Origin of the sequence: Chitinophaga fulva (assembly GCF_012927205.1) — a bacterium.
Classification (GTDB): domain Bacteria; phylum Bacteroidota; class Bacteroidia; order Chitinophagales; family Chitinophagaceae; genus Chitinophaga; species Chitinophaga fulva.
Genome location: NZ_JABBGC010000001.1, coordinates 362,191 through 386,857 on the forward strand (window position 1 = coordinate 362,191; position 24,667 = coordinate 386,857).

Sequence of the window (24,667 nt, forward strand, 5' to 3'; positions counted from 1 at the left end):
TTATGATTAAACAACTTTCAGGTTCTGTGGGTCCCACTGAATGATCTTATTGTTGAAATAACTTTCGTTACACAGTAACGCCGGTGCGGCTGCACGGAAGCCGAACAACGGATCTTCCGCTACTTTACCGCCGGTACGCATGGCATTGAACAGGTTGTAGAAGTGATCAAAATGCGCACCTTTATAGCCTTTATCTGCTTCATATACCATTTTATCGGGAGGCAACATGTCCGCACGGTGATAGGTATACGATTTGGCGGCATCCGCAGCGGCGTTGGCGGCTGCCAGCGGATCATTCTCGTCTGCCGCTATTCTGTTGCGGTACAACGTTACCCGGTCCCATTCTACGGTCATGGAACCTTCGCTGCCCACCATGCGCAGGTAGTTGGTACCACCGGTACCATCAACGAAGTTGACGCGGAGTGACAGGTTAAACGCAGGATGGATAGCTGTTTCAGGATAATCAAACATACCGAGCATGATATCCGGTACTTCACGGCCGTCTTTCCAGTAACGCAGGCCACCGGTAGCCATTACTTTATTAGGCCCGATGGAGCCGGTCACCAGGTGAAGGCTGGAGAACAGGTGCACGAACAGGTCACCGGAAACGCCGGTACCATAGTCTTTGTAGTTACGCCAGCGGAAGAAACGCAGCGGGTCAAAAGCGCGCTTGGGCGCGTTTTTGAGGTAAGCGTCCCAGTCAACCGTTTTGGTGGAAGCATCTGCCGGAATAGGATACTGCCAGGCGCCGGTGGGCGACATACGTGCCCAGAAGCCTTCAGCATAGTTCAGTTTACCGATAGCACCGTCTTTCAGCAGCTGACGGGCTTTTTCGTTGCCCAGTGAGCTCATGCCCTGGCTGCCTACCTGGTACACTACCTTGCTGTTTCTTTTCTGTGCGTCCACTACGGCAGGGCCTTCAGTCACATCATGTACCATTGGCTTTTCGCAATAAACAGATTTGCCTTTGTTCATCGCTGCCACAGAAATCTCCTTATGCCAGAAGTCCGGCACTGCAATGATCACCGCATCGATATCTTTACGGTCAAGGATTTCATTGTAGTTACGGGTCGTGAAGATATCATTGCCCCATTTCTTTTTGGCATCCGCCAGGCGGCCGTCATACAGGTCGCAGGCTGCCACCAGTTTCACACCGGGTACGGTGATCGCGGTGTTGGCATCTGCTGTGCCCATGCCACCGGCGCCAATCAATGCCACCTGAATCTGGTCATTGGCACTGTATTTTTCGTTTAGTCGTGAGAGTGATTCAACGTTCCGTTTTCTGTCAGCTGCTGTAATGATGCTAGGCAATAAAGAAGCCCCCACCACACCTTTTGCAAATTTGCTGATAAAATGCCGGCGTGAGCTTTCGTTGGAATTTACTGGCATGTATATCTTTTTACTTTAATGGAAGAAATTGATGAATGCGTTTGTTAAAATAAAAACAATAAATGGGAAATCATAATTTTAAACATACGAAAGCCTGCTCCGGACAAGGGAAGCAGGCTTTGCGCTAATATTTTATGTGGTTGGATTTACTTGCGGCTGGTGCTGAGCGCCTGTTTATATACCGATGGATCGCGCAGCATGGCTGCTGCGGTAGTTACGTCACGGTCCCATACCAGCGATTTGGCGATGCGGCCATGTTGTGAATAGTACCGGTTGGTGATTTCTTCTTCCAGCAGGCGTTTAATCTCGGTTTTATTTTTCAGCAGGTCCTGTTTCTTATCATGTTTCATCTTCTGCTCCAGTTGCTCCAGCTCTTTAGACACGGCATCGTAGTATTTTTCACGTTTGGCTGTGTTCTTGAAATTCTCCAAAGCGTCTTCACTACGGGTTTTATAGCTATAGTCCTTGTTGTCCAGGTAACGCTCAAAATCCGCGAATTCGTCATCGGTGAGTGCGAAATCAGCTGCCGGCGCTACTTTAGGATGACTGTAATAATAGCTGGTAGCGTAGTCGAATATGAACTGTTTGCGCAGCAGGGTGGCAGATACCTGGCTGATGTACGTGGGAGATACCAGGGTATCCGGTTCAATACCGCCGCCATCTTTTACCGTACGGCCGTTGACGGTATGAAATGTCTTTTTCAGGGAATCGGGCACATAGTCAACGCTGCCATCGTCATTACGATGGGAGTAGTCGATGGCCTGTATACAGCGGCCGCTGGGCGTATAATATTTAGCGGTGGTGACTTTCAGTTTGGTGTTATAAGGCAGTTGACGGGTCGTTTGCACCAGTCCCTTGCCATAGGAGCGCTGCCCGATCACCAGGCCCCTGTCGAGGTCCTGAACGGCCCCTGCCACGATTTCTGCGGCGGAAGCGGAAGAATGGTTGGTCAGCACTGCCAACGGAATATGTATATCCAGGGGCGTCTCTGAGGTTTCGTAGTTACGGTCCCAGTTTTTTACTTTGCCTTTGGTACTTACAATCAGCTTGTTTTTGTCCACGAAGATGTTGGACACTACTACCGCCTCATCGAGCAGGCCGCCGGGGTTGCCACGCAGGTCAAGTATCACGCCTTTAAGACCAGGGGTGGCCTGTTTCAGCTGCTGAAAAGCGTTGCGTACCATAGCGCCGCTGTTTTCGGTGAACTGGGTCATCCGGATATAAGCGATGTCTTTGCCTACCAAGCCGGAGTAGCTGACAGGTTTTACATTGATTTCTTCCCGTATAATTTTTTTGGGAGACTCCTTTCCTGATACCGGGTTCCTGAACAGGATGTCGAGCGATGTGCCGGGAGCGCCTTTCAACATTTTGCTGATGTCTTCCTGGGGGGTGTCTTTCACCGATTTACCATCCATGGTAACGATGATATCCCCGGGTTTCACGCCGGCTTTGTCCATCGGGCTGCCTTCATACACATCGGTGATGGTGGTCCATTCTCCGTTTTTATTGATAGAAGCCCCTACCCCGCCGTATTTACCGGTGGCCATGAACTTCAGGTCGTCCAGGTTTTCTTCGGTCACAAAATCGGTGAATGGGTCTGTTTCTTCCAGGATGGCCTCAATGCCACGATGCATCACTTTCTCCGGCGGCAGGTCATCTACGTAGTAGGTGTTCAGCTCCCGGTAGAAGGCGGCGAAGATATCCAGGTTTTTGGCGATCTGGAAATAGCGGTCGCTTTCATTATAGGCGAAGAGGCCGCCAGCGGTGATCAGCAGCAGCAGGGCTGCCAGTAATTTCTTTCTTTTATTCAAAAATGCACGCATGCAAAGAGGGTATAAGATGAATAATGATGATCGTTAGCGGCTGAATTCGGCGCGGTGTCAGGGAACCGGATCATAACCGTGCCCTCCCCAGGGATGGCACGACAAAATACGTTTTATCGTGAGATAGCCTCCTTTAAAAACGCCATATTTCCGGAACGCTTCCAGTCCATATTGAGAGCAGGTGGGCGTATAGCGGCATTTGGCGCCGAGCAGCGGAGAGATCAGCCACTGATATACTTTAATCAGGAAGATAAACGGATAACTTAACCAGCGCTTCATAGTAGCATCGCTTTTAGGCCAATAGCCGGCAGGGGTGTCGGCTTTTAGTAAAACAACTTCCCAGCATTCCCTAAAAGCTAACAGCAACAAGCTAGTAGCTATTCTTCAATTTCTCTAAAATTACCGAAATTTTGTGGTGCAGGGTAGAAAAATCCGTGATTTTTTTGTCGGTATAAACGAGGAAAACGGCTAGTTGGCGGGATTCGTTGCGCAGGTGGTCATACAATCCCTGCTTTTGAAGACGCCAGGCCTCACGGGCGAGACGTTTGATGCGGTTACGGTCTACTGCATGGGGAAAACGCCGGGAGGAGGCACTAAAGCCCACCTGCACCGGGTATTTATTTACCGGCAGCTCCTTGACGGGCAGGTAAATGATACGGAACGGGAAAACAGAAAACGCTTTTCCTTCACGAAAAAGCGTTTCAATAAGTTTTCTGCTCTTTAACCTCTCCTCTTTTGTAAAAGAATAAGTTTTTATGGCAAATAGTATTTAGCTACTGGATTATTTCAGCTTACGCTCGTCAGAAACAGTCAGCTTCTTACGACCTTTTGCTCTACGGGAAGCCAGTACCTTACGGCCGTTGGCAGTTTCCATTCTCTTTCTGAAGCCGTGAACGCTCTTTCTGCGTCTGTTATGCGGTTGAAAAGTACGTTTCATTTCTTTTTTATGTTTTTACCTGTACTATACTAAAAGACTCCCCTTGCGGAGATACTATTTTTTAAAACGGAAGGCAAAGGTAGCAGAAATAATTCAAAAAGTAAAATAAATCCCAAAATACCTGCTTCCGGAATAAAAAATGGAATACAGCACCAGCCGTATTCCATCTCTTATATTAACAAAGTTAATTATTTGATACCCAGTTTGGTTTTTACTGCAGGCAGCAGGTCGTCAGCCGTAGGAGACACCAGCAGCAGACCAGCAGAGCTGTCGATTACATAACCGTAACCTTTCTCTTTGGCAACATCTTCGATCGCTTTACGGGCTTTATCGTAGATAGGTTTCAGCAGCTCCTGTTGTTTCTGCTGTACCTGTGTTTCTGCTCTTTCGCGGTAGTCCTGGATACGTTTCTGAGCGTCCTGGATTTCACGGCCTTTGATTTCTTTCATATTTTCAGTCATGCTGGCCGCTTTGTCGTCGAATTCTTTTACTTTTTTAGTGTACTCATCCACCATTGTTTTGCCCTCAGCTTCCAGGCTTTGTGCATAAGTCTGGAGATCAGTCTCAGCTTTTTTGGCTTCCGGCATGCTACCTACAAGCGCTTGCGCATTGATATGTGCTACTTTGGACTGGGCCATTGCATTCACGCTGAACAAACCGGTAACTGCTACGAAAGCAATAATTACGAACTTCTTCATGATGTTGTCTGTGTTTAAAAAAAATTTAATACTTATTAGTTAAAAAATAGGTACAAGATAATTATTTCTTTACGCCCAGCGATTTCAATATTTCCTCGCTTTTATCCAGTTTAGGATCTGAGAAAATCACGGTAGTGCCGCCTGCCTTGTCCAGTACAAAGTCATACATCCGGCTGGCAGAAAGCTTCTGAACAGCATTGTAGATCTTATCCTGAATCGGTTTTACCAGCTCTTCCCGTTTTTTAAACAGGTCCCCTTCATATCCGAAACGTTTCTTCTGCAGGTCCTTGGCTTCTTTCTCCTTTACCACAATCTCGTCTTCCCGCTTGCGTTTCAGCTCTTCTGTAAGCATCACCTGCTCCGCCTGGTAAGACTTATACATTTTATCCACTTCCTGGAACTTGACATCAATTTCTTTCTGCCATTGTTCTGCCACTGCATCCAGCTTTTTCTGGGAGTCCTTGTACTCAGGAATACTCTCCAGAATATATTTGGTATCTATCACACAATAGCGCTGTGCACTCGCTGCACCTGCCATGGCCAGTACTAAGGCCGCTGTAATAAATATTTTCTTCATGCTACTATAGAGTTTTGGCTTCCGGGAAACCGGTTAATCTTTGCAATATATAAATTTATTTCACAATTATTCTGGTTCAAAGCCGAGCATGAAGGTAAACTTAGCCGCATCCTTCAGGCCACCGCCGGACTTGATACGGTCAAATCCTATACCATAATCAAATCCAAGCAGACCAAACATCGGCAGATAGAAGCGCATACCGATACCAGCAGAGCGACGCAGCCTGAAAGGATTGTAATCCTGCATATCACGGTAACCGTTAGCTGCCTCGATAAACGCCAGGCCAAAAATAGTAGAGCTGGGGTTCAGGCTGAACGGATAACGCAGCTCCATCACATATTTGTTGAACACGGTGAATCCACGGTAATCAGCCGGTTGACCGGATTCCGGGTTCAGGCTCGGATCGGAAGTATAATACACGGGATAACCTCTCTGGGAGATGATATCACGGTCATAGATCGCAAAGTTGCTCAGACCATCGCCACCCAGCTCAAAGCGGCCGAACGGAGACAGCGTAGTGCGGTTGTTGTACCGGGAGATATAACCGAATTTGGCTGCCACTTTCAACACGAAAGTTTTGTTGTCGCTACCCATCGGACGGCTCAATGGTACGTACCATTCTGCATTGAAGCGGTATTTCTGGTACTCGATAAAATTAAACTGCTTGGAGATCGGATCTTTCGTATAGTCCTTTCCCGGGTCGAACACAGAGTACGGAGGCGTATACTGGGCAGACAGCATGAAGTTGGAACCACTGCGCGGGAAGATCTGCTGGTCCACAGATGAACGCGCCAGGGTAAACTTCAGGTTAAGGTTATTGGAAGTACCGTTATCAAAACCAGGGATACCGAAGTAGTTATAGTTCTTCAGCTTGTACTGTTGGTAGTTGACAGAATAGATCAGCGTGAAGAAGTCATCCGGCCATTTCAGCTGCTTACCGAGTGATACGGAAGCACCCAACACTTTAAAGTGACCGTCGGTGGTAGTATTGTTCTGATTATAAATGTTAGCGTAGTAGTTGCTGTAAGCGTATGGGTTCTGATAGCTGCTGTAGAAGCTAACGGAGAACTGGTTACGTTTTTTACCGCCCAGCCATGGCTCTGTGAAGGAGAAGTTGTAAGAGCGGTATGCTTTACCGTTGGAAGACACGCGGACAGAGAGTTTCTGGCCATCGCCGCTTGGCAGCGGGTCCCATGTTTCTTTACGGAAGATGTTACGCAGGGAGAAGTTGTTGAACGTTACACCCAGGGTACCGGTCAAACCGATATAACCACCCCAACCGGCAGACAGTTCCAGCTGGTCATTGGCTTTCTCTTCTACTGTATAGTCGATATCCACTGTACCGTCGGCCACGTTAGGCACCGGGTTCATACCGATCTTTTCCGGGTTGAAGAAGCCAAGGTTGGCAATTTCACGGTTAGAACGGATCAGGTCAGCGCGGCTGAATTTTTCACCAGGGATGGTGCGCAGCTCACGGCGGATTACGTGTTCATTGGTTTTTTCGTTGCCTGCAATGCGTACTTCTTTGATGGTAGCCTGCGGACCTTCACGTAAACGGATCTCATAGTCGATGGTATCGCCACGGATGCCGATTTCCACGGGGTCGATCTGGAAGAAGAGGTAACCGTAGTCCATGTAGTAGCCGGTGATGTCGCCGCCTTCCTGTGACATTTGTTTACCCAGTCTTTTTTCCAGCAGTTCAAGGTTGTACACGTCCCCTTTTTTGATACCCAGGATACGGGTCAGTACGGAGTCGCTGTAACGGGTATTGCCTTTCCAGGTGATATCGCCGAAATAGTATTTTTTACCTTCGGAGACAGCCAGGTCAATATTCAGGTTGCTGGCGCTGGACTTGTAGGTGGTGTCTTTGGTAATGAGCGCGTCCCTGTAACCTTTGGAGTTATAGTAGCTCACTACTTTGCCTTTATCTTCGATGTATTTGGCTTCGTTGAATTTAGCAGAGCTGAAGAGTTTAAAGCGGAAGTAAGGGTCCAGCTTATCCAGTGCACGGGTTGGCTGCAGGAAACCGTAAGTTTTCCAGAAGTCGTCCGGTTGGGCCAGAGAATCCACATACACCTGTTGGGTATCAGGGTACAGGGTGAAGCGGGTACGTTCTTTGGTGCCCTTCATTCTCTTTTTCAGCTTGGAATCGGGGATGTTGTAGTTACCAACAAAGTTGATATTGTCGATACGTACCTTATTGCCTTTATTCACATAGAAAACGAGGCCCATGGAGTTTACCTGGCCACTGTCTTTTCTTTCTTCCGTTCTTACGGTAGCGTTGCCGAAACCTTTGTCAGCATAAAATTTATGAACCACGCCGATCACGTTCTGTTTAAGCGCGGGGGTTACCACGGTACCTTTACGGAGACCGGCTTTGGTGGCGATATCGTCAGCTTCTGTTTTTTTGATGCCTTTGAACTGAAAGCTGTTCATACGGGGCATTTCCGTCAGGCCGATTTCCAGCCAGATTTTACCATCTTCGATTTTGGTAACGTAGATGGTCACGTCAGCGAAGAGGCGCTGGGACCAGAGGCTTTGGATAGCCTTGGTAAACTGGTCTCCCCCGGGGTATACCACCTTATCGCCTACACTGAGGCCGGAGAGTGACAGCAGTAATGCTTTATCCAGGTATTGGGTACCGGCAACGGTGATATCTGCAATCTCGTACTGTTGCGGATTAGCCATGCTCGGGGAAATTACCGGCGGATTAGCGGGTGGCTGTACGGGGGGTACGGTATCTTTCTGTTGAGCGGATACACGTATGCCTGCACTGCAACATAATGCTATAGCCAGAAGGCCCTTAGGAAATAATTTCTTCATTCTGCTGAATTTGTTCGCTTGTTTTGCCAAAGCGCCGTTCTCTGGTTTGATAATTTAAGATGGCTTGGTAAAGATGTTCATTGCGGAAGTCCGGCCAACGGGTATCTGTAAAGTACAGTTCCGCGTAAGCCAGTTGATATAGCAGGAAATTGCTGATCCGGCATTCTCCACTGGTACGGATCATTAATTCCGGGTCGGGCAATCCTGCAGTACAGAGATATTTTTCCCATACATCCGGCGTTACGGAAGCCGGGTCGAGGGTTCCTTTCTTCACATCCAGAGCGATTTTCTGGGCAGCATTCACTATTTCCCATCGGGCACTGTAGCTGAGGGCCATGATAAGATTAAGGCCGGTATTGTGGCTGGTCAGCGCGATAGCCTCTTCCATTTCCTGTTGGGCCTGGGGGGGCAGCATGCTCATGTCTCCGATGACACTCAGCCTGATATTATTTTTGGATAAGGTCCCTACCTCCTTCCGGATGGTATTTACGAGCAATTCCATAATACCGTTCACCTCGTAAACGGGGCGATCCCAGTTTTCAGTAGAGAAAGCATACAGGGTCAGGTAGCCTATTCCAAGTTCTGCACAGGTTTCTACGATATTGCGCACACTTTCCACGCCTTCGTGATGCCCATACAGCCTGTCTTGTCCACGCTCCTTAGCCCAACGGCCGTTACCGTCCATGATAATGGCGATATGGCGGGGTAACCGTTGTAAGTCTAATTTATCCTTCAAGCTCATTTTGTGTCAGGCGTATTATATCAGTTTATACAGATTTACTAAAAGTGTGCAAAGATACAAAAATAGAGCAATGACTTTTTTAGCAAAGCTTGACCCCCTGTTTTAACGTAGTTTTAACAGCGAATTCAATACCAGCGGGGATTTTCGGGAATTTCGGCGGTATAACCGGGCTATCTGGAGGCAAGAAATGCCGGCCCGTAGAAAGTATTTTAACGGTAAATTAAAATTTACAGTTGTAGGAGGTGAACAGAATACTGATCGTGAGCTCTATGGTAAGATATTGGTCCTTATCGCGGCTATTGCCCCTCTGCCGGCCGGTAACACCAATAGGTTCACCGGTTACGTACGACCGGTCCTGCAGCCGGTAGGCCACACTGGGCTGCCCGTTAGACAATGTCGGAAATGCCCCCGGTCCTGCATAAGTGGTACTTACATCATCCAGATAGTCTGTCTGCGTAAAACGGTACAACGCTTCCAGACCCACATTCACTTTTTTTGATATATTATACTTGAAGCCTCCGCCAATCAGGAAGGCATAAGAAACAAGGCTGTAAGGCTTACGGTCGGGATAAAGGGCCGATCCCTGCCCTTCCGTACGCATGGGCTGGAGATAATATTTAACCCCGTCCATATAGGCGTAAGGGTTAAAATGGAAAATACTGGCGCCGCCAGACAAATACGGGGAAAAACGATGGTCGAGCGTCCCCGGCTCAAACTTGAAAAAATTAAAATCGCCCTGCAGGGCCAGCTCAAATACATCCGTATTAAAACTGAGGTTCCTGCGGCGCTCAAATTCATTTTTATTATATGCGTCTGAATAACCCAATTGCATAAAACGGGCATGGGCACGCACGCCCACATATTCGTTCAGGTATTTACGGTAGTAAACACCTACTGCCGGCTTGATGGTATTCAAAGCCCCCCTGGTATTCAAATCCCCGAAATATTGCGCCCCGCCGATCGATATTCCCAACTCCCCTACATATTCCAGTTCATTTTGTGCTTTCGCTTCACCGGCCAACAGGCAAATGATCGCCAATAGGAACGATAGCACGAAGTTTTTAGGATATAAAAAAGGTTTCAGCATAAATCAGTTCTACTTAAACGCAATAATGCCGGATTTATTTAATGTGTGACCGATCATTTATGCTAACAGCTTACTTATCAAACCACTTCACAGGCACAATTGAATTTACAATCAACAGGCAATACATTTGTAAATGTAGGAATATATTTAACAAATATTATATCCGGCACTCATATTTTGATCCGGTTCCGGGCATCAATGCCCCAGAGCAATTTATTGCGCAGGGTATGGAGGAAATTACTTTCATCGAGCCGCAACAGGCTAATTTTGAACCGCTCTTTTTTGATGGCCAGCTGCACAGAGCTGTCAATAGTTTCCATACGGCTGTCCAGCGTACACAGAAACTGGTCGCTCCGGCCTTCCACCTCAAAAGAGATAACGCTTTCATTAGGAACAATGATAGGGCGCACATTGAGGTTGTGCGGCGCCACCGGGGTGATCACAAAATTACCGGCGTCCGGGAAAACGATCGGGCCTCCGCAGCTCAGGGAATAACCGGTAGATCCCGTAGGTGTGGACACGATCAGGCCATCTGCCCAATAAGTGTTCAGAAACTCGCCGTTCAGGTACGTATGGATTTTCACCATCGCGGAAGTATCTTTCTTATGTATGGTAAATTCATTTAATGCATATGGAATTTCACCAAACAGCGGCACATTGGCATCGAGGTGTATCAGCGACCGCTGGTCTACCATGTAGGTACGGTCCAGCAGCGCCTGTACCAGCGCATGGATTTCATCTTTACCGATACTGGCTAAAAATCCCAGCCGCCCGAAGTTAATCCCGATCACAGGGATGTTGGTGTCACGTACATAACACACTGTGTCCAACAGGGTACCGTCGCCACCGAGGCTCATCAGAAAGTCTATTTTTCCCGGCAGGTCTTCTGCACAGGAAAAGAGGGCGGGTTCCTTTTCAAAAGCAATATACTGTACCAGGATACGGTAAAACGGTTCGTAAAAAGTAGCGGTGATCTCCGCGCGCTGTAATTCATCCAGCAACAACCGGATGTTGGCTATGTCTTCCGAAATAAATCCCCTGCTATAAAGAGCAACCTGCATAATGAACACTTTTTTTGACTACATATCTACACTGGTGTGTAAAAATAGTCCTTTTTGCCCTAACTGGTTAACGCTGTACTCTATACGTAAACAGGTATCATAGAAAGAAACAATATCGAGACCTATGCCGCCGGTATACAGAAAGCGGTTATTGAGGAAGCCATTGCCCGGAAACTTGCTGTAGGCGTAGCCTGCATCACCAAAGGTTTTGGCCAGGATGCGCACAGGCACGGTATTGAATTTTTTAGGTACAATGGGAAGCTTGATTTTGAAAGACACCAGTTCCTGTCGCAGCGTGGATTTCAGTATGGCGAAACTGGTACCGTCCACCACGTAGTACTCAAGCCCGCGGAGGTAATCATCCCCATATCCCAGTGCCTGTTGGTTGATGTAGGGCTGTTCATCTGAGAATTTTACCTGTCCGCGCATGCCCAGCGATAAAAAGGTTTTACGGTGCACCTGCCAGTACTTGGTGAAGTTGAGCCGGAACCGGACATCATCTATATCACTGAGCGGCCCAATGCCCCTTTTACCGGCTTCTCCCATGATACTGACACCCTTAAGCGGGTATATCCAGCTATCTGCCTTGATGTAGGTAAAGCGATAGGTTAGGTCGATAAAACGTACACTGGTACGGCCTTTACCGAGATAATCGGGATTGAGGACCGCCACGGAGTCGGCCACCTTTTCATAGTTGTAATTAAGAAATACCTGGTGGCGTGTGTTGATGGCCTTACGATAGCTGTAGCGCAGACCGATCACATATGCCTGACGCAGGTATTCATCATCCTTTTTGAAAAACTGCTGTTTGTTATTGCTCGTTAGATTGTTCACCTCACGGTTACGGCTATATGCAAACAGGATACCCAGTCCATGACGGAAGCCTTTATCAATATAGGGCAGATTATAAGCGAGGGATATCTTCTGTGTGTAGCCGAATTGGAGCGTCGCATCCAGTCCATCGTTGCGGCCGGTCAGGTTTTCCTGCATGCCTTTCACGCCAAGGTTGAGGCGGTTGAATTTATGTCCTTTCTCCACCCACCACTGGTTGAAATTACGGTCGGCCAGTTTGAAGATGGGGAACGCGAAAGTGTACCATCGCTCCCATACTTCAAATACGAGTTCGGCACTGTTGCCTTCCCAGTTTTTGACGTTAGCGGTGACATTGAGGAAGAGGGAAGTATTGAGTAACTGTTTACGGCGTTCTTCCAGCGTTTCAGCCAGATCTTTCAGGTAGATGGTATCTCCCGGCACAGTACTGATTTCCCTGAGTATGATGGAGGTACGGGTTTTCTTGTTACCGATAACAATGATATTTCGGACAACCAGGTAGCCGGAATCCTGCACCAGTGCTGTAGCACCATCTCCTCCCCCTCCTTTCCGGCCTGCGGCCGTGCCGGATAATCCGATGCCGAGCAGGCATATGATTCCCAGCAAGTAATAACAGCATCTCAGCATTGTAGGCGTCTCTGATTTAGAAAATTCTAAAGTTATTTAAATGTGTGTCCTTATCATGGAAGATAACGAAACCCCATCAAAATAATCAACAAATAACCGGAAAATTAATGTGACGCCCTTACATGCTGATATAATTCATCAACAGGTCGTAGTTCTTTTTGAGCAGGTCTTCTTCCTGTTCTTCAGCATAAATGTATTTGATCGTGTAGTTAAACCGTTCATAGGTAGCCACGAGGGAATGCAGCTCCTGACGGTTGGTTTTCAGCAGTACTTCCAGTTTACCGGACGGATCGGTTAATGTGTTCACGCTAAGCAGGGTTACATCGTTGGATTCAGCGATACGGGCAATTTCGCTGAGGCTATAATCCCTGGGGTCCATTTCCAGGGCCAGGATGCCACCGGCTTCCTTGGCGCCATTATATTGGGCCAGGGCTGCCAACAGGTTATCTTTGGTGATAATGCCCAGGTAGTCGTTTTCTTTAGTAACGACGGGCAGTACAGACAATTTGAATTCGTAAAACAACTTCAGCGCCTCGAAGAGATGGGCACCTTCCTGGATGGCCGGACGGTTGGCACCGTTATATTGTATGGACTCCAGCTTTATTTCCGGCTCCTCCAGGTCCATAATCTGATCCTCCTCCACCAGCGCCATGTACTTATTCTCCACTACCATTGGCAATTGCGTAAGATGATATTCATTCATCAGGCGCAATGCCTTGGCACCTGCATCCGAAGGCTGCAGAATTGGCACGGTGGATATGAGTTCTCTGGCGGTCATTTTCGTGTATTCTTACACAATAATAACAAAGAATCTTCCAACAGAAAAAGAAATTACGCGTACAGGCCGCCAGCCGCACCTGTAGAGGGCGGTGTATAGGCGTTTACAGCTCCGTTTTTAAGCAGTTGGCTGTGTCTTCAGTCTTTCCAGGAAAGCGTGCAGAATCTTGTTAAATTCATCAGGGACTTCCATCATCGGGGCATGACCGCATTTATCGATGAATTCCAGTTCAGAATTAGGTATAAGCTTTTGGAATTCTTCGCCTACCATAGGTGGTGTAACGGTATCATTGCGGCCCCAGATCAACAGTGTAGGTTGTTGAATATCCTTCAGTTCATCGCCCAGGTTATGCCGGATAGCAGACTTTGCAAGGGTGATGATCTTAATCACTTTCAGGCGGTTGTTCACAATTTCAAACATCTCGTCTACCAGCTCCTTGGTAGCGATCTTAGGATCATAGAAAGTAAGTTCCGCTTTTTTACGGATGTATTCATAGTCTCCTCTCTTAGGATAAGTTTCGCCCATTCCATTCTCAAACAGGCCGGAACTACCGGTGAGTATCAGCGACTTAACTGGTGCTTCCGGGTGTTTCAGCAGGTATACCAGTGCCACATGGCCACCGAGGGAGTTGCCCAGCAGGTGTATGTTCTGGTAGCCTCTGGCCTCAATAAACTTATGCACAAACTTCGCCAGCCCGCCAACAGACGTTTCCAGGATGTTTAAATCATACAGGGGTAACATGGGTATCACAACCTTGTTATACTGCCGGAAATACTCGATCATGTGCGAGAAATTGCTCAAAGCACCAAAAAGTCCATGCAATAATACCAGCGGTTCTCCTTCTCCTTCTTCTATATAATTAAACTTACCCTGTGTTTTGATTTCGTAATCCATTGCCAAATCTTGAAAGTCAATTTTACGCTAAAATAATTCTTTTTATTAATCTAAATACTGTCAGGCCGGTTGTAACTGCCGGGCAGCCTTATCAAAGAAGGCCTGCAACTGGGAGAAAATGTCTTTAAAAACAGGTATCCAGTCCCCCATGTGGTCCAGTACCCACGGGCCAATAGGTTCGATATAAGGATATATTACTGATTGAAGTTTGGTTTCCGGGCTCAACAGATAGATCTGGTTGGCCATCCACAGTACCACACTGTAAATAATCGTAAATATCAAGGCATACAGCAGGATACCGCCCAGCCGGTTCAGCCATCCCATCATAACCATTTCCACCAACTTCTGCAGGGCTCCTGCGCCCAACCGTACCAGTAATACCACTCCCACAAAAAGACAAACGAAACAAAGTACAGGGACCCACCGGGAGTGAACATCCCACCGTTGCTGGACTTGCAGGGCCGTTACCGCGGAAAGTTTGAGGGCTACCGCCATCCCGAGGGTTACAGCGATCAGCGAAAATACGGCCACTATCAATCCCCGGGTATAACCCTTATAAAGGGCCAATACCATGATAATGGCAAAAACGATATCAATCGACAAACTAATACATTTGATTATTTTAATATTAGGTTATTTAATTATTTCAATGCGGGAGGCCCGATATCAAAATAATTAAATAACCAAATATCAAAATTATTTAAGGAGTTCTTTCACCATAGCGGAAATGGCCTTGCCATCAGCTTTACCGGCCAGTTGTTTGGTGGCCGCGCCCATCACCTTGCCCATATCGGCAGGGGAAGCGGCGCCTACAGACGCAATGATGTCTGTCAGGGCAACTCTTAATTCGTCTTCGGTCATTTGTTTGGGCAGGAAACGCTCAATTACTTCCAGTTCCTCTTCTTCCTTCTTTGCCAGGTCTTCACGGTTCTGCTGACGGAAAATTTCGAGGGAATCTTTCCGTTGTTTTGCCAGTTTCTGTAACAGCTTGCTCTCATCGGCTTCAGTCAGCTCACCAGTGCTGCCTTCTGCTGTTTTAGCCAGCAGGATGGCAGCCTTGATAGCGCGCAGTGCACGCAGGTCTGCTTCTTTTTTGCCCAGCATCGCCGTTTTGATCTCGGCATTGATGTTTGTTTCTAAAGACATATGTGGTTACGTTTAATGGATAATCAGATAGATTATTTGGTTTCTTCTGCCTGTTGTTTCTCCTGGAACTTTTTGAAGAAGTCCCTGGCAAAAGTTTTAAATTCTTCACCCTGGTCACGGTAATTGGTAGCACGAACATAGGTATCGGCCATGGTCATCATCGTCTGAAAGAAGAAATCAGCCATTTCATCCACCATCATGTCTTTTGTCCACAGGTCGATCCGCAGGGCAGCTTTTTCTGCCGGGTCCCAGAAAGACACCATCATGGCTTTCGCCTTCATCATACGGTCTTCCTTATTATCAGTAGCGCTCCACTCAATCGTTTCCGGCACTTTATTTTCGTCCAGACCCACCTGGATCTGTATGTTTTTCTTATTCATGTGATTTTATTAAAGCGCAAAAATAACTAATCATCAGGGATTTTGACATCCGGCTTTATTTTAACAGGTTGGCCAGCGCCGCGCCGGCAGCATCCCAACTGCTGCCCGGCCTCATCGGTGGCTCCATGACCAGTAACCGGTTACGCAGCTGTTCGTCTTTATACAGCAGGCTCATTTTCTCCGCCAGGTCGTCTACACTGGCAGGATCGGTATATAGTACCGTTTCCCCGCCGGCTTCACGGGCTGCCATACTCTCCAGTGCAATCCCCGGCACACCGCATTGACGGGCCATATACAAAGGTAAGGGCAAACCATCGAAGCGGGTGGGATATATCAGGGCATAAGCCCCTCCCATGGCTGATGCCAGCTCCTCCATCGTCAGGTCTTCCTTCCATACCACATCGTGACGGAACTTAAAACTTTCCAGCGCCTTGACGATTTCCGCCCCGGCAGCGGCCAGATTACCGGCCAGCACCAGTTTCAGGTTGGTACGCTGCCGCTTCTTCAAAGCGGAAAAAGCCTTGAACACCGGCATAATATTGTTACGTGGATGAATACTGCCTGTCACCAGGAAATATTCCACACCACCGGACCATGTTTTTTTGGCGGCCTCCCGGTCGTCCCACTCCAGCGGCCGGAAAAGGCTGCTGACGGCAGGTTCCAGTTGAACTACCTTGCTGGCCGCTCCCGGCGCATAACGCAGCAGCTCTTCTTTGGCGGTAGCCGACAGCACAGCGATCTGCTTTGCCCGGTCGAGGTAACGGATAATATACTTTTTCAGGGAATCCTGCTCCCGGATGGATTGCAGACCTGCATCCTTCAGGAACGACAGGTCCCTTAACAGAATAATCGCCGGCACCTTGCTGCGTAAGGGCAGCGTGCCGTCCAGCCCAATATACCATTGCGCTGCACCGGCTTTCATGGCACGGGGCAATTGCCATTCGCGCCACCAGTAACGGTGCCACCGCTTACCACCTTTCAACGGCAGTACCACCGGGGTAACATTAGCCGGAAAAGTCAGGTGCGCGGGTATCTCCCCATCAAAATAAAAAGTAAAGCGGTGCTCCGGCTGTTGCCGGCAGAGTGCGAATATGATTTCAGTTGCCACCTGTCCGGTATCTGCAGGCAGGTCTCTTCTCAGGCAGGCGGCATTAACAGCAATTTGCATAGTCGTTTCACTTGATGTGACAGCCTGCAAACCTACATTATTTTGCCTTGCCGCGAGACGGATAATTTATGAGCCGGATTTATTGGTGATCAGGAACTCCATCGGAGTGGCTATATTGGCGGTATTCCCCAATGATGACAGGGAGACCGTGACCTTGTATGTTTTTACTTCCTTCAGATGCTTCAGCGTAACATTGATAGTATTCCCGGTACCATTGGAAACATCATCCTGTGCCAGCGGAATGCCTCCGGGGTCTGTTACTACGTTGAGCACTATTTTCACGCCTTTGTCCGGCACTTTGGAAGTGACTTTCACCTGGAAAGTGAAAGTGCTGTCCATCGCCACATTGGCTTTACCAGCCACCACGCCGGCCAGCTCCACTTTAAGGGCTTCCTCCTGGTTAACAGGTGCAGGGTCCTCGCCCTTTTTGTTTTTCTTGCAGGCAGCCAGTGCTATCAAAGCACCAGTCAGCAGTATGGTTAAATAGTTTCTAAGTGACATGCAACAGGGTATATAGGACTAAAATTATATTTTTTTCATATGTAAATCAAATTTTACTTCTTACGTCGAGCGCATCCCGCAAGCCATTACCCAACAGATTGAAAGCCAATACCAGTAACATGATAGCAACGCCTGGTGCCAGCGCCAGCAAGGGATTATGGGTAATAATGAAGTTATAGTTCTCTTTGATCATCAGTCCCCACGAGGGCTGCGGCGGTTGTACGCCTACCCCGAGAAAACTCAGCCCCGCTTCCACCACAATGGCGGTAGCGAAATTTCCCGCCGCCACGACCATCACCGGTCCGAGGATGTTAGGCAGGATATGCCGGACAATAATACGAGTATGCCCATATCCCAGCGCCCGGGCAGCCTCTACAAATTCCAGTTCCCGCAGGGTCAGTATTTGTCCCCGGATAATGCGGGCCACACCTACCCACAAGGTAAGCCCCACAGCAATAAACACTTGCCAGAAACCTTTGCCCATAGCGAGTGTCAGGGCAAATACCAGCAACAATGACGGCATCGACCAGACTACATTGACCAGCCACATGACCATATCATCAGTCGTTCCCTTGAAATACCCGGCGATGGCGCCCATAAACACCCCGATGGTCAGGGAGATGATGACCGCTATACAGCCCACCCCCAAACTAACACGGGTACCTACCAGCAGGCGGCTCAGGATATCGCGGCCAAATTTATCAGTACCTAGCCAATAGGTGACCGGGAAAATCCTTTCCCTGGTAATCTTCTGTTGCAGTTCCGGCAAAGGGATATCACCCGTCTGCCGGCTGCCATACCATATTTCGCGGAGGTCATATTTTTCTTCACGGGAGAGGCTTTCATCTACATAACGTTGTACGATCAACGTACTGTCCTTAAACTGCCAGGAGTGCACCGGCGTCCAGGTGACATCCGACTCCTGCCCATACAATAACTTCCCCCAAAAAGATACCCGGGCTACCGGTTGGGCTTTTTTAACGGCCAGCATATGCACCCGGAAACCCGGATGCTGCCCGCCCACTTCGAGCACCATTCTGTTGGCATCAGGCGTATTATCCGGCGCTATCAGGTAAGCCAGTAAGCTGACAGCCACGGCCAGCGCAATCACTATCAGACCAGCCAGCGCGCCTTTGTTTTTTTTAAGCCTCTTCCAGGCAGATTGAAAATCGGACAAGTTTATTTTGTTATTTTTTTATTTTTTCATTTTGGCATTTGGCGAAAGCCGGAAATCCTTCCATGAAAAAAATAATAAAATGAAAAATTAATTCACCTGCCGGCCTTTCCACTGATAACTGCCAAACTTGCCCAACCAACCGGCGAGAACAATATAAGGAATATGAAATATTTGTCCCGGTATAAACCATACCAGTAAAGCTGTCTTGTGGAAAAATCCTGCTACCGGCACCAGGAAATACAGTTCGAGCGTCACCTTGAACAGCATCAGGATAAGGAAAGCAGGCCACCAATGCGGTATGAACAAGGCGATGGCGCCCATGGCCAGCAAGGCCACGTTGAAGAAATATACCAGCAACAGCATCCAGGTAAGGCGCCGGTCCTCGTATTTGTCGGCCTTGGACGACCAGCGGATACGCTGGTTCATAAATCCGCGCAGTGTTTCCACCGGCAACGTACGAACGATCACATCATCATTTTTCAGGTACATCACCCCATTGGGGTAAGCGTTGTAGATTTTGTACATCAACAACATATCATCGCCGGAGGCGATATTATCAATCCCGGTAAAACCTCCAACAGCCTGAAAAGCGCTCTTCTCGTAAGCCAGGTTGGCGCCATTGCACATGGTACCGGACTTCAGCCGGGCTACCGCCCCTGTAATGCCCTGCATCGTCATGAAATCGAGCGATTGCAGTTTCATGAAGAAATTACGCTCCCTGAAAAAGCTCACCGGCGCCGCAATAAACTTAGGCCGGTATGTTTCATAGAAACGGACAATGGTTTCTATCCACTTAGGCCCCATCACACAATCCGCATCGGTTGTAACAATAAGATTGCCTTTAGCCCTGGCGATCGCCATGGCAATCGCTTTTTTCTTATAGGCATTCAGGCGTTCGTTTTTGGTGAGCATGTCTTCCATTTTCAGCAGGCGGACGTTGGTCGCCGGAAAACGGGTAACAATGCCCGCAGTATCATCTGTGGAAAAATCATCTACAACAATCACTTCCAGCAGGTCCGCCGGGTAAGTTTGTTGTTGCAGTGCCTTTAACAGCACGGGCAGATTTTCCGCCTCGTCCCGTGCAGGAATAATAACCGTTACGCTGGTAGTGCCTTCTATTGGCTGCGCCGGCATAAATTCCGGCAGCTTCCTCCAGCCGCGGCTATACCACAGCATCAACAATCCATATCCAAGGGCCAGTAAGGCTACAACGATCAAGAAAAAATACATTCAGCTCAGGTTTGTTTTAATAACGGAGGCCAGCTCCTTCGAAATCAGCTGGTGTCCTTTATCAAGGACCAGCATTTTACAGGGAAATGAACCATCCATAAAGCGGGTGCCCAGAACAGGCGGTATTACCCGGTCATATTTTCCAAATATCAGGAGTGTAAAAATGTGACGGGCTCCCAATAGTTGTTTACACTTCTTTTTATCCGGCATCATCCGGCGCATCAGTGTCCAGATATTGTACACCTGCTCCCTTCTGACCTGTTGGTTCATCCGGTGTAACGCAAATTTATATACGCTCTGGTTCAGCAATCCCAGTTTACGCCATAGTTCCAGCAGGGTAAAGAACAGCCGGGGATTGTCTGTATTGTATTTAAAAATACGGTTCCCGATGCTGGTTTGTGTTACAAACATATGCCAGGGGTTGTTCCGGAGGCCATCTGCCGCCAGCATGATAAGGTTGTCTATGCTGTCCGCCATGGTTTCCACCAGGCAAAGGGCCAGCCGGCCTCCCATGCTGTACCCCAGCAGGGAAAAGCGGTCCTTGTCATGTTGCTGCAATACCATTTCCACTATGGCCTTCAGATCTGACTTTTCAAAGGGGCGATCTTCCAGCCAGATGGTTTCTCCATGCAGCGGCATGTCGAGCGCCACAAGGGTAAACTGATCCCCCATACCTTCCGCCAGCAGCGTAAAGTGGGCCGCGCTTTCACCGAATCCGTGCAGGCAGATCAGCAACTGCGGACCTGTGCCGCTACTGATTCCATGGAACCGGCTTTTAGCATATGGCAGATAAAAATCCATAAGGGGGAACAATGATAGGGAAAAAACTGCAGCCATTTAGGGATTTACGAATTTTTTGATTTTTTGATTTGAATACAGTCTGACTTCCTTCAAATCAAAAATTCGTACATCAAAAACTCCCTAAATGGTAAACTGTTTCGGTTTTGTTAAAAATTTCCCTCCGAAACGATTGTCCCGCGGGCAAATGGCCGGCCAACCGGCGCCGGGAAGCAGTGGATAAATCAGGGAGGCTGCCGGTATGGTTATATTTCAGGTTAATTCGGTAAATTACGGAAGTACCAAAAAATCAGAAAACATGGACGCAACAGTTGACAATAAGCAAGCGCTGAAAGGCGCAGAGTTCCTGATCAAGGAAAGTGTACCAGAGGATGTGTTTACTCCCGAAGATTTTTCGGAAGAGCAGTTGATGATTAAAGACATGGCCGATCAGTTCATCAGCAAGGAGATAACGCCGATCGTTGACCGGATTGATAAGCTGGAAGAAGGCCTGATGCCTTCCCTGCTGGAGAAAGCAGGTGAGCAGGGCCTGCTGGGTGCATCCTTCCCTGAAGAATACGGTGGGCTGGGCAAAGATTTTGTAACGGCCACCATCATCAACGAAGGACTGGGCGCCGGTCACTCGTTTTCTGTAGCCATGGCCGCCCATACAGGCATTGGCTCACTCCCTATCCTTTATTTTGGTACAGAAGCCCAGAAACAAAAATATATTCCCAAACTGGCCACCGGCGAAATGAAAGGCGCTTATGCCCTCACCGAGCCTGATTCCGGCTCCGACGCGCTCGGCGCCAGAACTACGGCCAAACTCACCGAAGACGGCCAACATTATGTGCTCAATGGCCAGAAGAGCTGGATCACCAACTCCGGCTTTGCGGACGTATTTACCGTATTTGCGAAAATTGACGGTGATAAATTCACTGCCTTCATTGTGGAAAAAGGTACGCCCGGCTTCACACTGGGAGCGGAAGAACATAAAATGGGCATCAAAGGGTCCTCCACCCGCCAGATCTATTTCCAGGATGCTAAAATACCCGTGGAAAACGTACTGGGCGTGATCGGCAAAGGACACCTGATCGCTTTCAATATCCTTAACATCGGCAGGCTGAAACTGTGTGCCGCCGCCCTGGGCGCCGCCAAGAAGTGTATCACCACTACCGTGCAGTATGCCAATACCCGTCACCAGTTCAAACAACCGATCGCCAATTTCGGCGCCATCAAACATAAGCTGGCGGAAATGGCCATCCGTACCTGGACCGCTGAGTCAGCCCTGTTCCGCACAGCACAGCTGATCGATGAGAAAGAAAAAGAACTGCTCACATCCGGCAAACCGTTCAACGAAGCCCTGCTGGGCGCCGCTGAGGAATATGCCGTGGAATGCGCTATTCTGAAGGTAAATGGTTCCGAAGTACTGGACTATGTAGTGGATGAAGGTGTTCAGATTCACGGAGGCAACGGCTTCAGCGATGAGTACATCATCTCCAAAGCGTACCGCGACTCCCGTATCAACCGCATCTTTGAAGGCACCAATGAAATCAACCGCCTCCTGACGCTCGACATGACCCTGAAACGTGCCATGAAAGGAAAGCTGGACCTCATGAACCCGGCCATGAACGTCATGAAGGAACTGATGAGCATCCCCGACTTCGGCAGCGATGATGAAAGTGCATTCAGCAAGGAAAGAAAACTCCTCACCAATTTCAAGAAAGCCATCCTCATGACTGCCGGCGCCGCCGCACAGAAACTCATGATGAAGCTGGAAACTGAACAGGAAGTACTGATGAACATTGCAGACATGGCCATCGAAACCTTTGTGGCAGAAAGCGCCCTGCTGCGCCTGATGAAGCTGGTACAACACAAAGGCGAAGCTGCCGCTGCACTGCAAACAGACATCGTTCGCACCTACCTCTACGATGCAGCAGACCGCATCAACAAATCCGGCAAAGACGCCATCAACGCATTCGCTGAAGGCGACGAACAACGGATGATGCTGCTGGGCCTCAAACGCTTCACCAAAGCAGAACCTTTCAATGCAAAAGAAGCCCGCAGAAAAATAGCGGACCAACTCATTGCAGAAAACAAATACATCTTTTAAAATTTAGGGATTTTTTGATTTTCGGATTTTTTGATTTCGGGGATCTTCTCTAAGCGAATTAAAATCGCGAAATCAAAAAATCCGAAAATCCCTAAATGATTAAATATCAATTGCTTTATCCTATTTCCCTCTTATCTTTACATGATTACGCAGGGATATGAAGCACGTATCGAGATTATTACTCCAGACATTAATAGCCATTGTAGTTCCCCTGTGGGCCAGTAGCCAGGCATTTATCCGGCTCAGCCAACCTTCCCGGGAACAAAATAATGTGAGCACCGCCCGGCAATTTATCGCCGGCAGGACCTGCACAGGTTGTAAGGTCACCATCAACAATGAAAAGGTATACGTGTACAGCACCGGCACCTTTGCTGTAAAAAAAGAACTCACAGAAGGAAGAAACGCTTTCACCATCGTTGCTGAAGACGATAACGGTAAAACCTACACGAAAAATATTACCTGGTATTATGCACCGGTACCACCACCCCGCGTGACCAGCTCCTTTCGCATAGACTTTATGGAGATCTCTCCCAAAGGCAACCTGGAAATGTCTGTGGGGGATACGCTGCACATAAAAATGAAAGGATATCCCGGCGCCAGGGCCACGTGGTTCAATAATGTGCCACTGCGTGAATTACCCGCCTCCCAAACCGGTGGCGTCGCCGGTTATTACACGGGCATGTACGTTCTCCAGCCTTCCGATTCGCTGCTGAATGGGAAAATACAGGTCCGCCTGCACAACGGCAGCGAAACCGCCATCCTAAACAGCACCTACCGCTACAGTATGATGCCGCACGGTATCCCACTGATGGGGCGCACTATCGACAACATGACTTACCTCACTTCCGTCGCGGAAGGAGACCGTCTCGGACCAGACAAAATAGGTTACCTCGATAAAGATGTGCTGCTGCATATCACCGGCCGGCAGGGCGATTACTTCAAAGTACGCCTCTCCTCCCACAGGACCGCCTTTATTCCCGAGCCACTGGTAGATACTGAGATACCGCAGGAATCCCCTGCCGTGAGCATCGTATCAGATGCTAAAGTATGGGGCGATGAAAAAGCCGATTACGTATCGGTGGAACTGTCGGATAAATTACCCTACACTTCCACACAGATGATATCTCCCGGTAAAATCATTGTAGATATACACGGCGCTTACGCGGAACAGGGCATCAGCTCTATATTACAGGGAACACGGGAAATTACCGGCGTGCAGTGGCAGCAACCGGCGCACGACGTGTTCCGGATGGCCATCTCCCTGAAACATGCACCATGGGGCTACCAGATTTATTATGAAGGCAACCGTATAACGGTGAAGGTTAAACGTGTTCCGGAAAACCTCTCCCTGCGCGGCCTGGTCATCGGCGTAGACGCAGGCCATGGCGGCGGTAATATGGGTTCTGTAGGCCTTACCGGCGTTTACGAAAAAACGCTGACACTTAACCTGGCACTGCAACTGAAGAACGCACTGGAAAGAGAAGGTGCCAGCGTGATCATGACCCGCACTACCGAAAAGTTCGTGGCCAATGAAGACCGCCTCTCCCTCTTCCGCCGCGCCAATCCGGACCTCCTGTTGAGCATACACCTCAACTCTTCCGGTAACCCGGTGGATGTTTCCGGCACCGCTACCTATTATAAGCATCCTTTCTGCGAACCGCTGAATGCGGCTATTCACCGCCGACTACTGGAAACAGGCCTGAATGATTTCAAAAATAACGGCGACTTCAATTTCATCCTGAACAACCCCACCGAGTTTCCGGATGCACTCATAGAAACACTGTTTATCAGCAACCCCGGCGACGAGGAAGAGATACTGAACCCTCAATTCCAGCAGGAACTGATCAATAAAATTATACTGGGCCTGAAAGATTATCTGAAAGGTTTAGAAGGCAGATAACTGCCCAC

24 protein-coding genes are annotated in these 24,667 nt (G+C 48.5%); 2 read left to right on the top strand and 22 right to left on the bottom strand.

All coding sequences use genetic code 11. From position 1 onward, the window contains the following. Positions 1 to 6 precede the first annotated feature (6 nt). The 22 genes from HHL17_RS01550 to HHL17_RS01655 form a co-directional block, all read right to left on the bottom strand. On the bottom strand, positions 7 to 1,389 hold the full coding sequence (locus tag HHL17_RS01550) for a Gfo/Idh/MocA family protein (protein ID WP_169223050.1): 1,383 nt from the start codon (positions 1,387 to 1,389) through the stop codon (positions 7 to 9). Between the two features lie 146 nt (positions 1,390 to 1,535). Then, positions 1,536 to 3,212: a S41 family peptidase gene (locus tag HHL17_RS01555; RefSeq protein WP_169223051.1), complete on the bottom strand. Its 1,677-nt coding sequence runs from the start codon at positions 3,210 to 3,212 to the stop codon at positions 1,536 to 1,538. Positions 3,213 to 3,269: 57 nt separating this feature from the next. Beyond that, on the bottom strand, positions 3,270 to 3,491 hold the full coding sequence (gene yidD, locus HHL17_RS01560) for a membrane protein insertion efficiency factor YidD (protein ID WP_078669980.1): 222 nt from the start codon (positions 3,489 to 3,491) through the stop codon (positions 3,270 to 3,272). 91 nt (positions 3,492 to 3,582) lie between these two features. Next, positions 3,583 to 3,981, bottom strand: a complete 399-nt coding sequence (locus HHL17_RS01565) for a ribonuclease P protein component (protein ID WP_317166564.1) — start codon at positions 3,979 to 3,981, stop codon at positions 3,583 to 3,585. A gap of 12 nt (positions 3,982 to 3,993) precedes the next feature. Further along, positions 3,994 to 4,149 carry a 50S ribosomal protein L34 gene (rpmH, locus tag HHL17_RS01570; RefSeq protein ID WP_012788729.1) on the bottom strand — a complete coding sequence of 52 codons (156 nt, stop codon included), beginning with the start codon at positions 4,147 to 4,149 and terminating at the stop codon, positions 3,994 to 3,996. A gap of 188 nt (positions 4,150 to 4,337) precedes the next feature. Next, a complete protein-coding gene (locus tag HHL17_RS01575; RefSeq protein ID WP_169223052.1) occupies positions 4,338 to 4,847 on the bottom strand; it encodes an OmpH family outer membrane protein in 510 nt (169 codons plus the stop codon). 61 nt (positions 4,848 to 4,908) lie between these two features. Then, the gene (locus HHL17_RS01580; RefSeq protein ID WP_169223053.1) at positions 4,909 to 5,424 is read right to left on the bottom strand and encodes an OmpH family outer membrane protein; all 516 of its coding nucleotides are present in this window, start codon (positions 5,422 to 5,424) and stop codon (positions 4,909 to 4,911) included. A 66-nt stretch (positions 5,425 to 5,490) separates the two neighbouring features. Further along, positions 5,491 to 8,247 (bottom strand): BamA/OMP85 family outer membrane protein, encoded by a 2,757-nt coding sequence (locus HHL17_RS01585; protein ID WP_169223054.1) that lies wholly within the window; start codon positions 8,245 to 8,247, stop codon positions 5,491 to 5,493. Continuing rightward, the gene (locus HHL17_RS01590; protein ID WP_169223055.1) at positions 8,228 to 8,989 is read right to left on the bottom strand and encodes an isoprenyl transferase; all 762 of its coding nucleotides are present in this window, start codon (positions 8,987 to 8,989) and stop codon (positions 8,228 to 8,230) included. Before HHL17_RS01590 ends, HHL17_RS01585 begins: the two co-directional genes overlap by 20 nt. 220 nt (positions 8,990 to 9,209) lie before the next feature. Beyond that, a complete protein-coding gene (gene porG / locus HHL17_RS01595; RefSeq protein ID WP_169223056.1) occupies positions 9,210 to 10,076 on the bottom strand; it encodes a type IX secretion system protein PorG in 867 nt (288 codons plus the stop codon). A 170-nt stretch (positions 10,077 to 10,246) separates the two neighbouring features. Beyond that, positions 10,247 to 11,137, bottom strand: coding sequence for an NAD kinase (locus HHL17_RS01600; RefSeq protein WP_169223057.1), 891 nt, complete (start codon positions 11,135 to 11,137; stop codon positions 10,247 to 10,249). Between the two features lie 18 nt (positions 11,138 to 11,155). Continuing rightward, positions 11,156 to 12,595, bottom strand: a complete 1,440-nt coding sequence (locus HHL17_RS01605; protein ID WP_169223058.1) for a POTRA domain-containing protein — start codon at positions 12,593 to 12,595, stop codon at positions 11,156 to 11,158. Positions 12,596 to 12,713: 118 nt separating this feature from the next. Continuing rightward, entirely contained in the window at positions 12,714 to 13,373 is a 660-nt protein-coding gene (locus tag HHL17_RS01610) for a CBS domain-containing protein (protein ID WP_169223059.1), read from the bottom strand. A gap of 117 nt (positions 13,374 to 13,490) precedes the next feature. After that, positions 13,491 to 14,267: an alpha/beta fold hydrolase gene (locus HHL17_RS01615; protein ID WP_169223060.1), complete on the bottom strand. Its 777-nt coding sequence runs from the start codon at positions 14,265 to 14,267 to the stop codon at positions 13,491 to 13,493. Between the two features lie 60 nt (positions 14,268 to 14,327). Continuing rightward, positions 14,328 to 14,870 carry a CvpA family protein gene (locus HHL17_RS01620; protein ID WP_169223061.1) on the bottom strand — a complete coding sequence of 181 codons (543 nt, stop codon included), beginning with the start codon at positions 14,868 to 14,870 and terminating at the stop codon, positions 14,328 to 14,330. 93 nt (positions 14,871 to 14,963) lie between these two features. Continuing rightward, positions 14,964 to 15,413, bottom strand: coding sequence for a GatB/YqeY domain-containing protein (locus tag HHL17_RS01625; protein ID WP_169223062.1), 450 nt, complete (start codon positions 15,411 to 15,413; stop codon positions 14,964 to 14,966). 32 nt (positions 15,414 to 15,445) lie between these two features. Then, the gene (gene gldC, locus HHL17_RS01630) at positions 15,446 to 15,793 is read right to left on the bottom strand and encodes a gliding motility protein GldC (protein WP_169223063.1); all 348 of its coding nucleotides are present in this window, start codon (positions 15,791 to 15,793) and stop codon (positions 15,446 to 15,448) included. Positions 15,794 to 15,848: 55 nt separating this feature from the next. After that, positions 15,849 to 16,961: a glycosyltransferase gene (locus HHL17_RS01635; RefSeq protein ID WP_169223064.1), complete on the bottom strand. Its 1,113-nt coding sequence runs from the start codon at positions 16,959 to 16,961 to the stop codon at positions 15,849 to 15,851. 66 nt (positions 16,962 to 17,027) lie between these two features. Further along, a complete protein-coding gene (locus HHL17_RS01640) occupies positions 17,028 to 17,462 on the bottom strand; it encodes a hypothetical protein (RefSeq protein ID WP_169223065.1) in 435 nt (144 codons plus the stop codon). Between the two features lie 46 nt (positions 17,463 to 17,508). Next, on the bottom strand, positions 17,509 to 18,639 hold the full coding sequence (locus HHL17_RS01645) for an ABC transporter permease (protein WP_206155888.1): 1,131 nt from the start codon (positions 18,637 to 18,639) through the stop codon (positions 17,509 to 17,511). 87 nt (positions 18,640 to 18,726) lie between these two features. After that, complete coding sequence (locus HHL17_RS01650) at positions 18,727 to 19,869, bottom strand: glycosyltransferase (RefSeq protein ID WP_169223066.1); 1,143 nt, start codon at positions 19,867 to 19,869, stop codon at positions 18,727 to 18,729. Then, positions 19,870 to 20,670: an alpha/beta hydrolase gene (locus tag HHL17_RS01655; protein ID WP_169223067.1), complete on the bottom strand. Its 801-nt coding sequence runs from the start codon at positions 20,668 to 20,670 to the stop codon at positions 19,870 to 19,872. A gap of 295 nt (positions 20,671 to 20,965) precedes the next feature. Between HHL17_RS01655 and HHL17_RS01660 the strand changes: the two genes are divergently transcribed. Next, positions 20,966 to 22,759: an acyl-CoA dehydrogenase family protein gene (locus tag HHL17_RS01660; protein ID WP_169223068.1), complete on the top strand. Its 1,794-nt coding sequence runs from the start codon at positions 20,966 to 20,968 to the stop codon at positions 22,757 to 22,759. A 157-nt stretch (positions 22,760 to 22,916) separates the two neighbouring features. Then, positions 22,917 to 24,659 carry an N-acetylmuramoyl-L-alanine amidase gene (locus HHL17_RS01665; protein WP_169223069.1) on the top strand — a complete coding sequence of 581 codons (1,743 nt, stop codon included), beginning with the start codon at positions 22,917 to 22,919 and terminating at the stop codon, positions 24,657 to 24,659. Positions 24,660 to 24,667: the final 8 nt, after the last annotated feature.

Coding starts and splice junctions, on each gene's coding strand:
- yidD (WP_078669980.1), bottom strand. CDS start 3,491: ATGAAGCGCTGGTTAAGTTATCCGTTTATCTTCCTGATTAAAGTATAT.
- HHL17_RS01605 (WP_169223058.1), bottom strand. CDS start 12,595: ATGCTGAGATGCTGTTATTACTTGCTGGGAATCATATGCCTGCTCGGC.
- porG (WP_169223056.1), bottom strand. CDS start 10,076: ATGCTGAAACCTTTTTTATATCCTAAAAACTTCGTGCTATCGTTCCTA.
- HHL17_RS01590 (WP_169223055.1), bottom strand. CDS start 8,989: ATGAGCTTGAAGGATAAATTAGACTTACAACGGTTACCCCGCCATATC.
- gldC (WP_169223063.1), bottom strand. CDS start 15,793: ATGAATAAGAAAAACATACAGATCCAGGTGGGTCTGGACGAAAATAAA.
- HHL17_RS01655 (WP_169223067.1), bottom strand. CDS start 20,670: ATGGATTTTTATCTGCCATATGCTAAAAGCCGGTTCCATGGAATCAGT.
- HHL17_RS01625 (WP_169223062.1), bottom strand. CDS start 15,413: ATGTCTTTAGAAACAAACATCAATGCCGAGATCAAAACGGCGATGCTG.
- HHL17_RS01585 (WP_169223054.1), bottom strand. CDS start 8,247: ATGAAGAAATTATTTCCTAAGGGCCTTCTGGCTATAGCATTATGTTGC.
- HHL17_RS01650 (WP_169223066.1), bottom strand. CDS start 19,869: ATGTATTTTTTCTTGATCGTTGTAGCCTTACTGGCCCTTGGATATGGA.
- HHL17_RS01580 (WP_169223053.1), bottom strand. CDS start 5,424: ATGAAGAAAATATTTATTACAGCGGCCTTAGTACTGGCCATGGCAGGT.
- HHL17_RS01600 (WP_169223057.1), bottom strand. CDS start 11,137: ATGCAGGTTGCTCTTTATAGCAGGGGATTTATTTCGGAAGACATAGCC.
- HHL17_RS01660 (WP_169223068.1), top strand. CDS start 20,966: ATGGACGCAACAGTTGACAATAAGCAAGCGCTGAAAGGCGCAGAGTTC.
- HHL17_RS01615 (WP_169223060.1), bottom strand. CDS start 14,267: ATGGATTACGAAATCAAAACACAGGGTAAGTTTAATTATATAGAAGAA.
- HHL17_RS01610 (WP_169223059.1), bottom strand. CDS start 13,373: ATGACCGCCAGAGAACTCATATCCACCGTGCCAATTCTGCAGCCTTCG.
- HHL17_RS01550 (WP_169223050.1), bottom strand. CDS start 1,389: ATGCCAGTAAATTCCAACGAAAGCTCACGCCGGCATTTTATCAGCAAA.
- HHL17_RS01575 (WP_169223052.1), bottom strand. CDS start 4,847: ATGAAGAAGTTCGTAATTATTGCTTTCGTAGCAGTTACCGGTTTGTTC.
- HHL17_RS01635 (WP_169223064.1), bottom strand. CDS start 16,961: ATGCAAATTGCTGTTAATGCCGCCTGCCTGAGAAGAGACCTGCCTGCA.
- HHL17_RS01665 (WP_169223069.1), top strand. CDS start 22,917: ATGAAGCACGTATCGAGATTATTACTCCAGACATTAATAGCCATTGTA.
- HHL17_RS01555 (WP_169223051.1), bottom strand. CDS start 3,212: ATGCGTGCATTTTTGAATAAAAGAAAGAAATTACTGGCAGCCCTGCTG.
- rpmH (WP_012788729.1), bottom strand. CDS start 4,149: ATGAAACGTACTTTTCAACCGCATAACAGACGCAGAAAGAGCGTTCAC.
- HHL17_RS01640 (WP_169223065.1), bottom strand. CDS start 17,462: ATGTCACTTAGAAACTATTTAACCATACTGCTGACTGGTGCTTTGATA.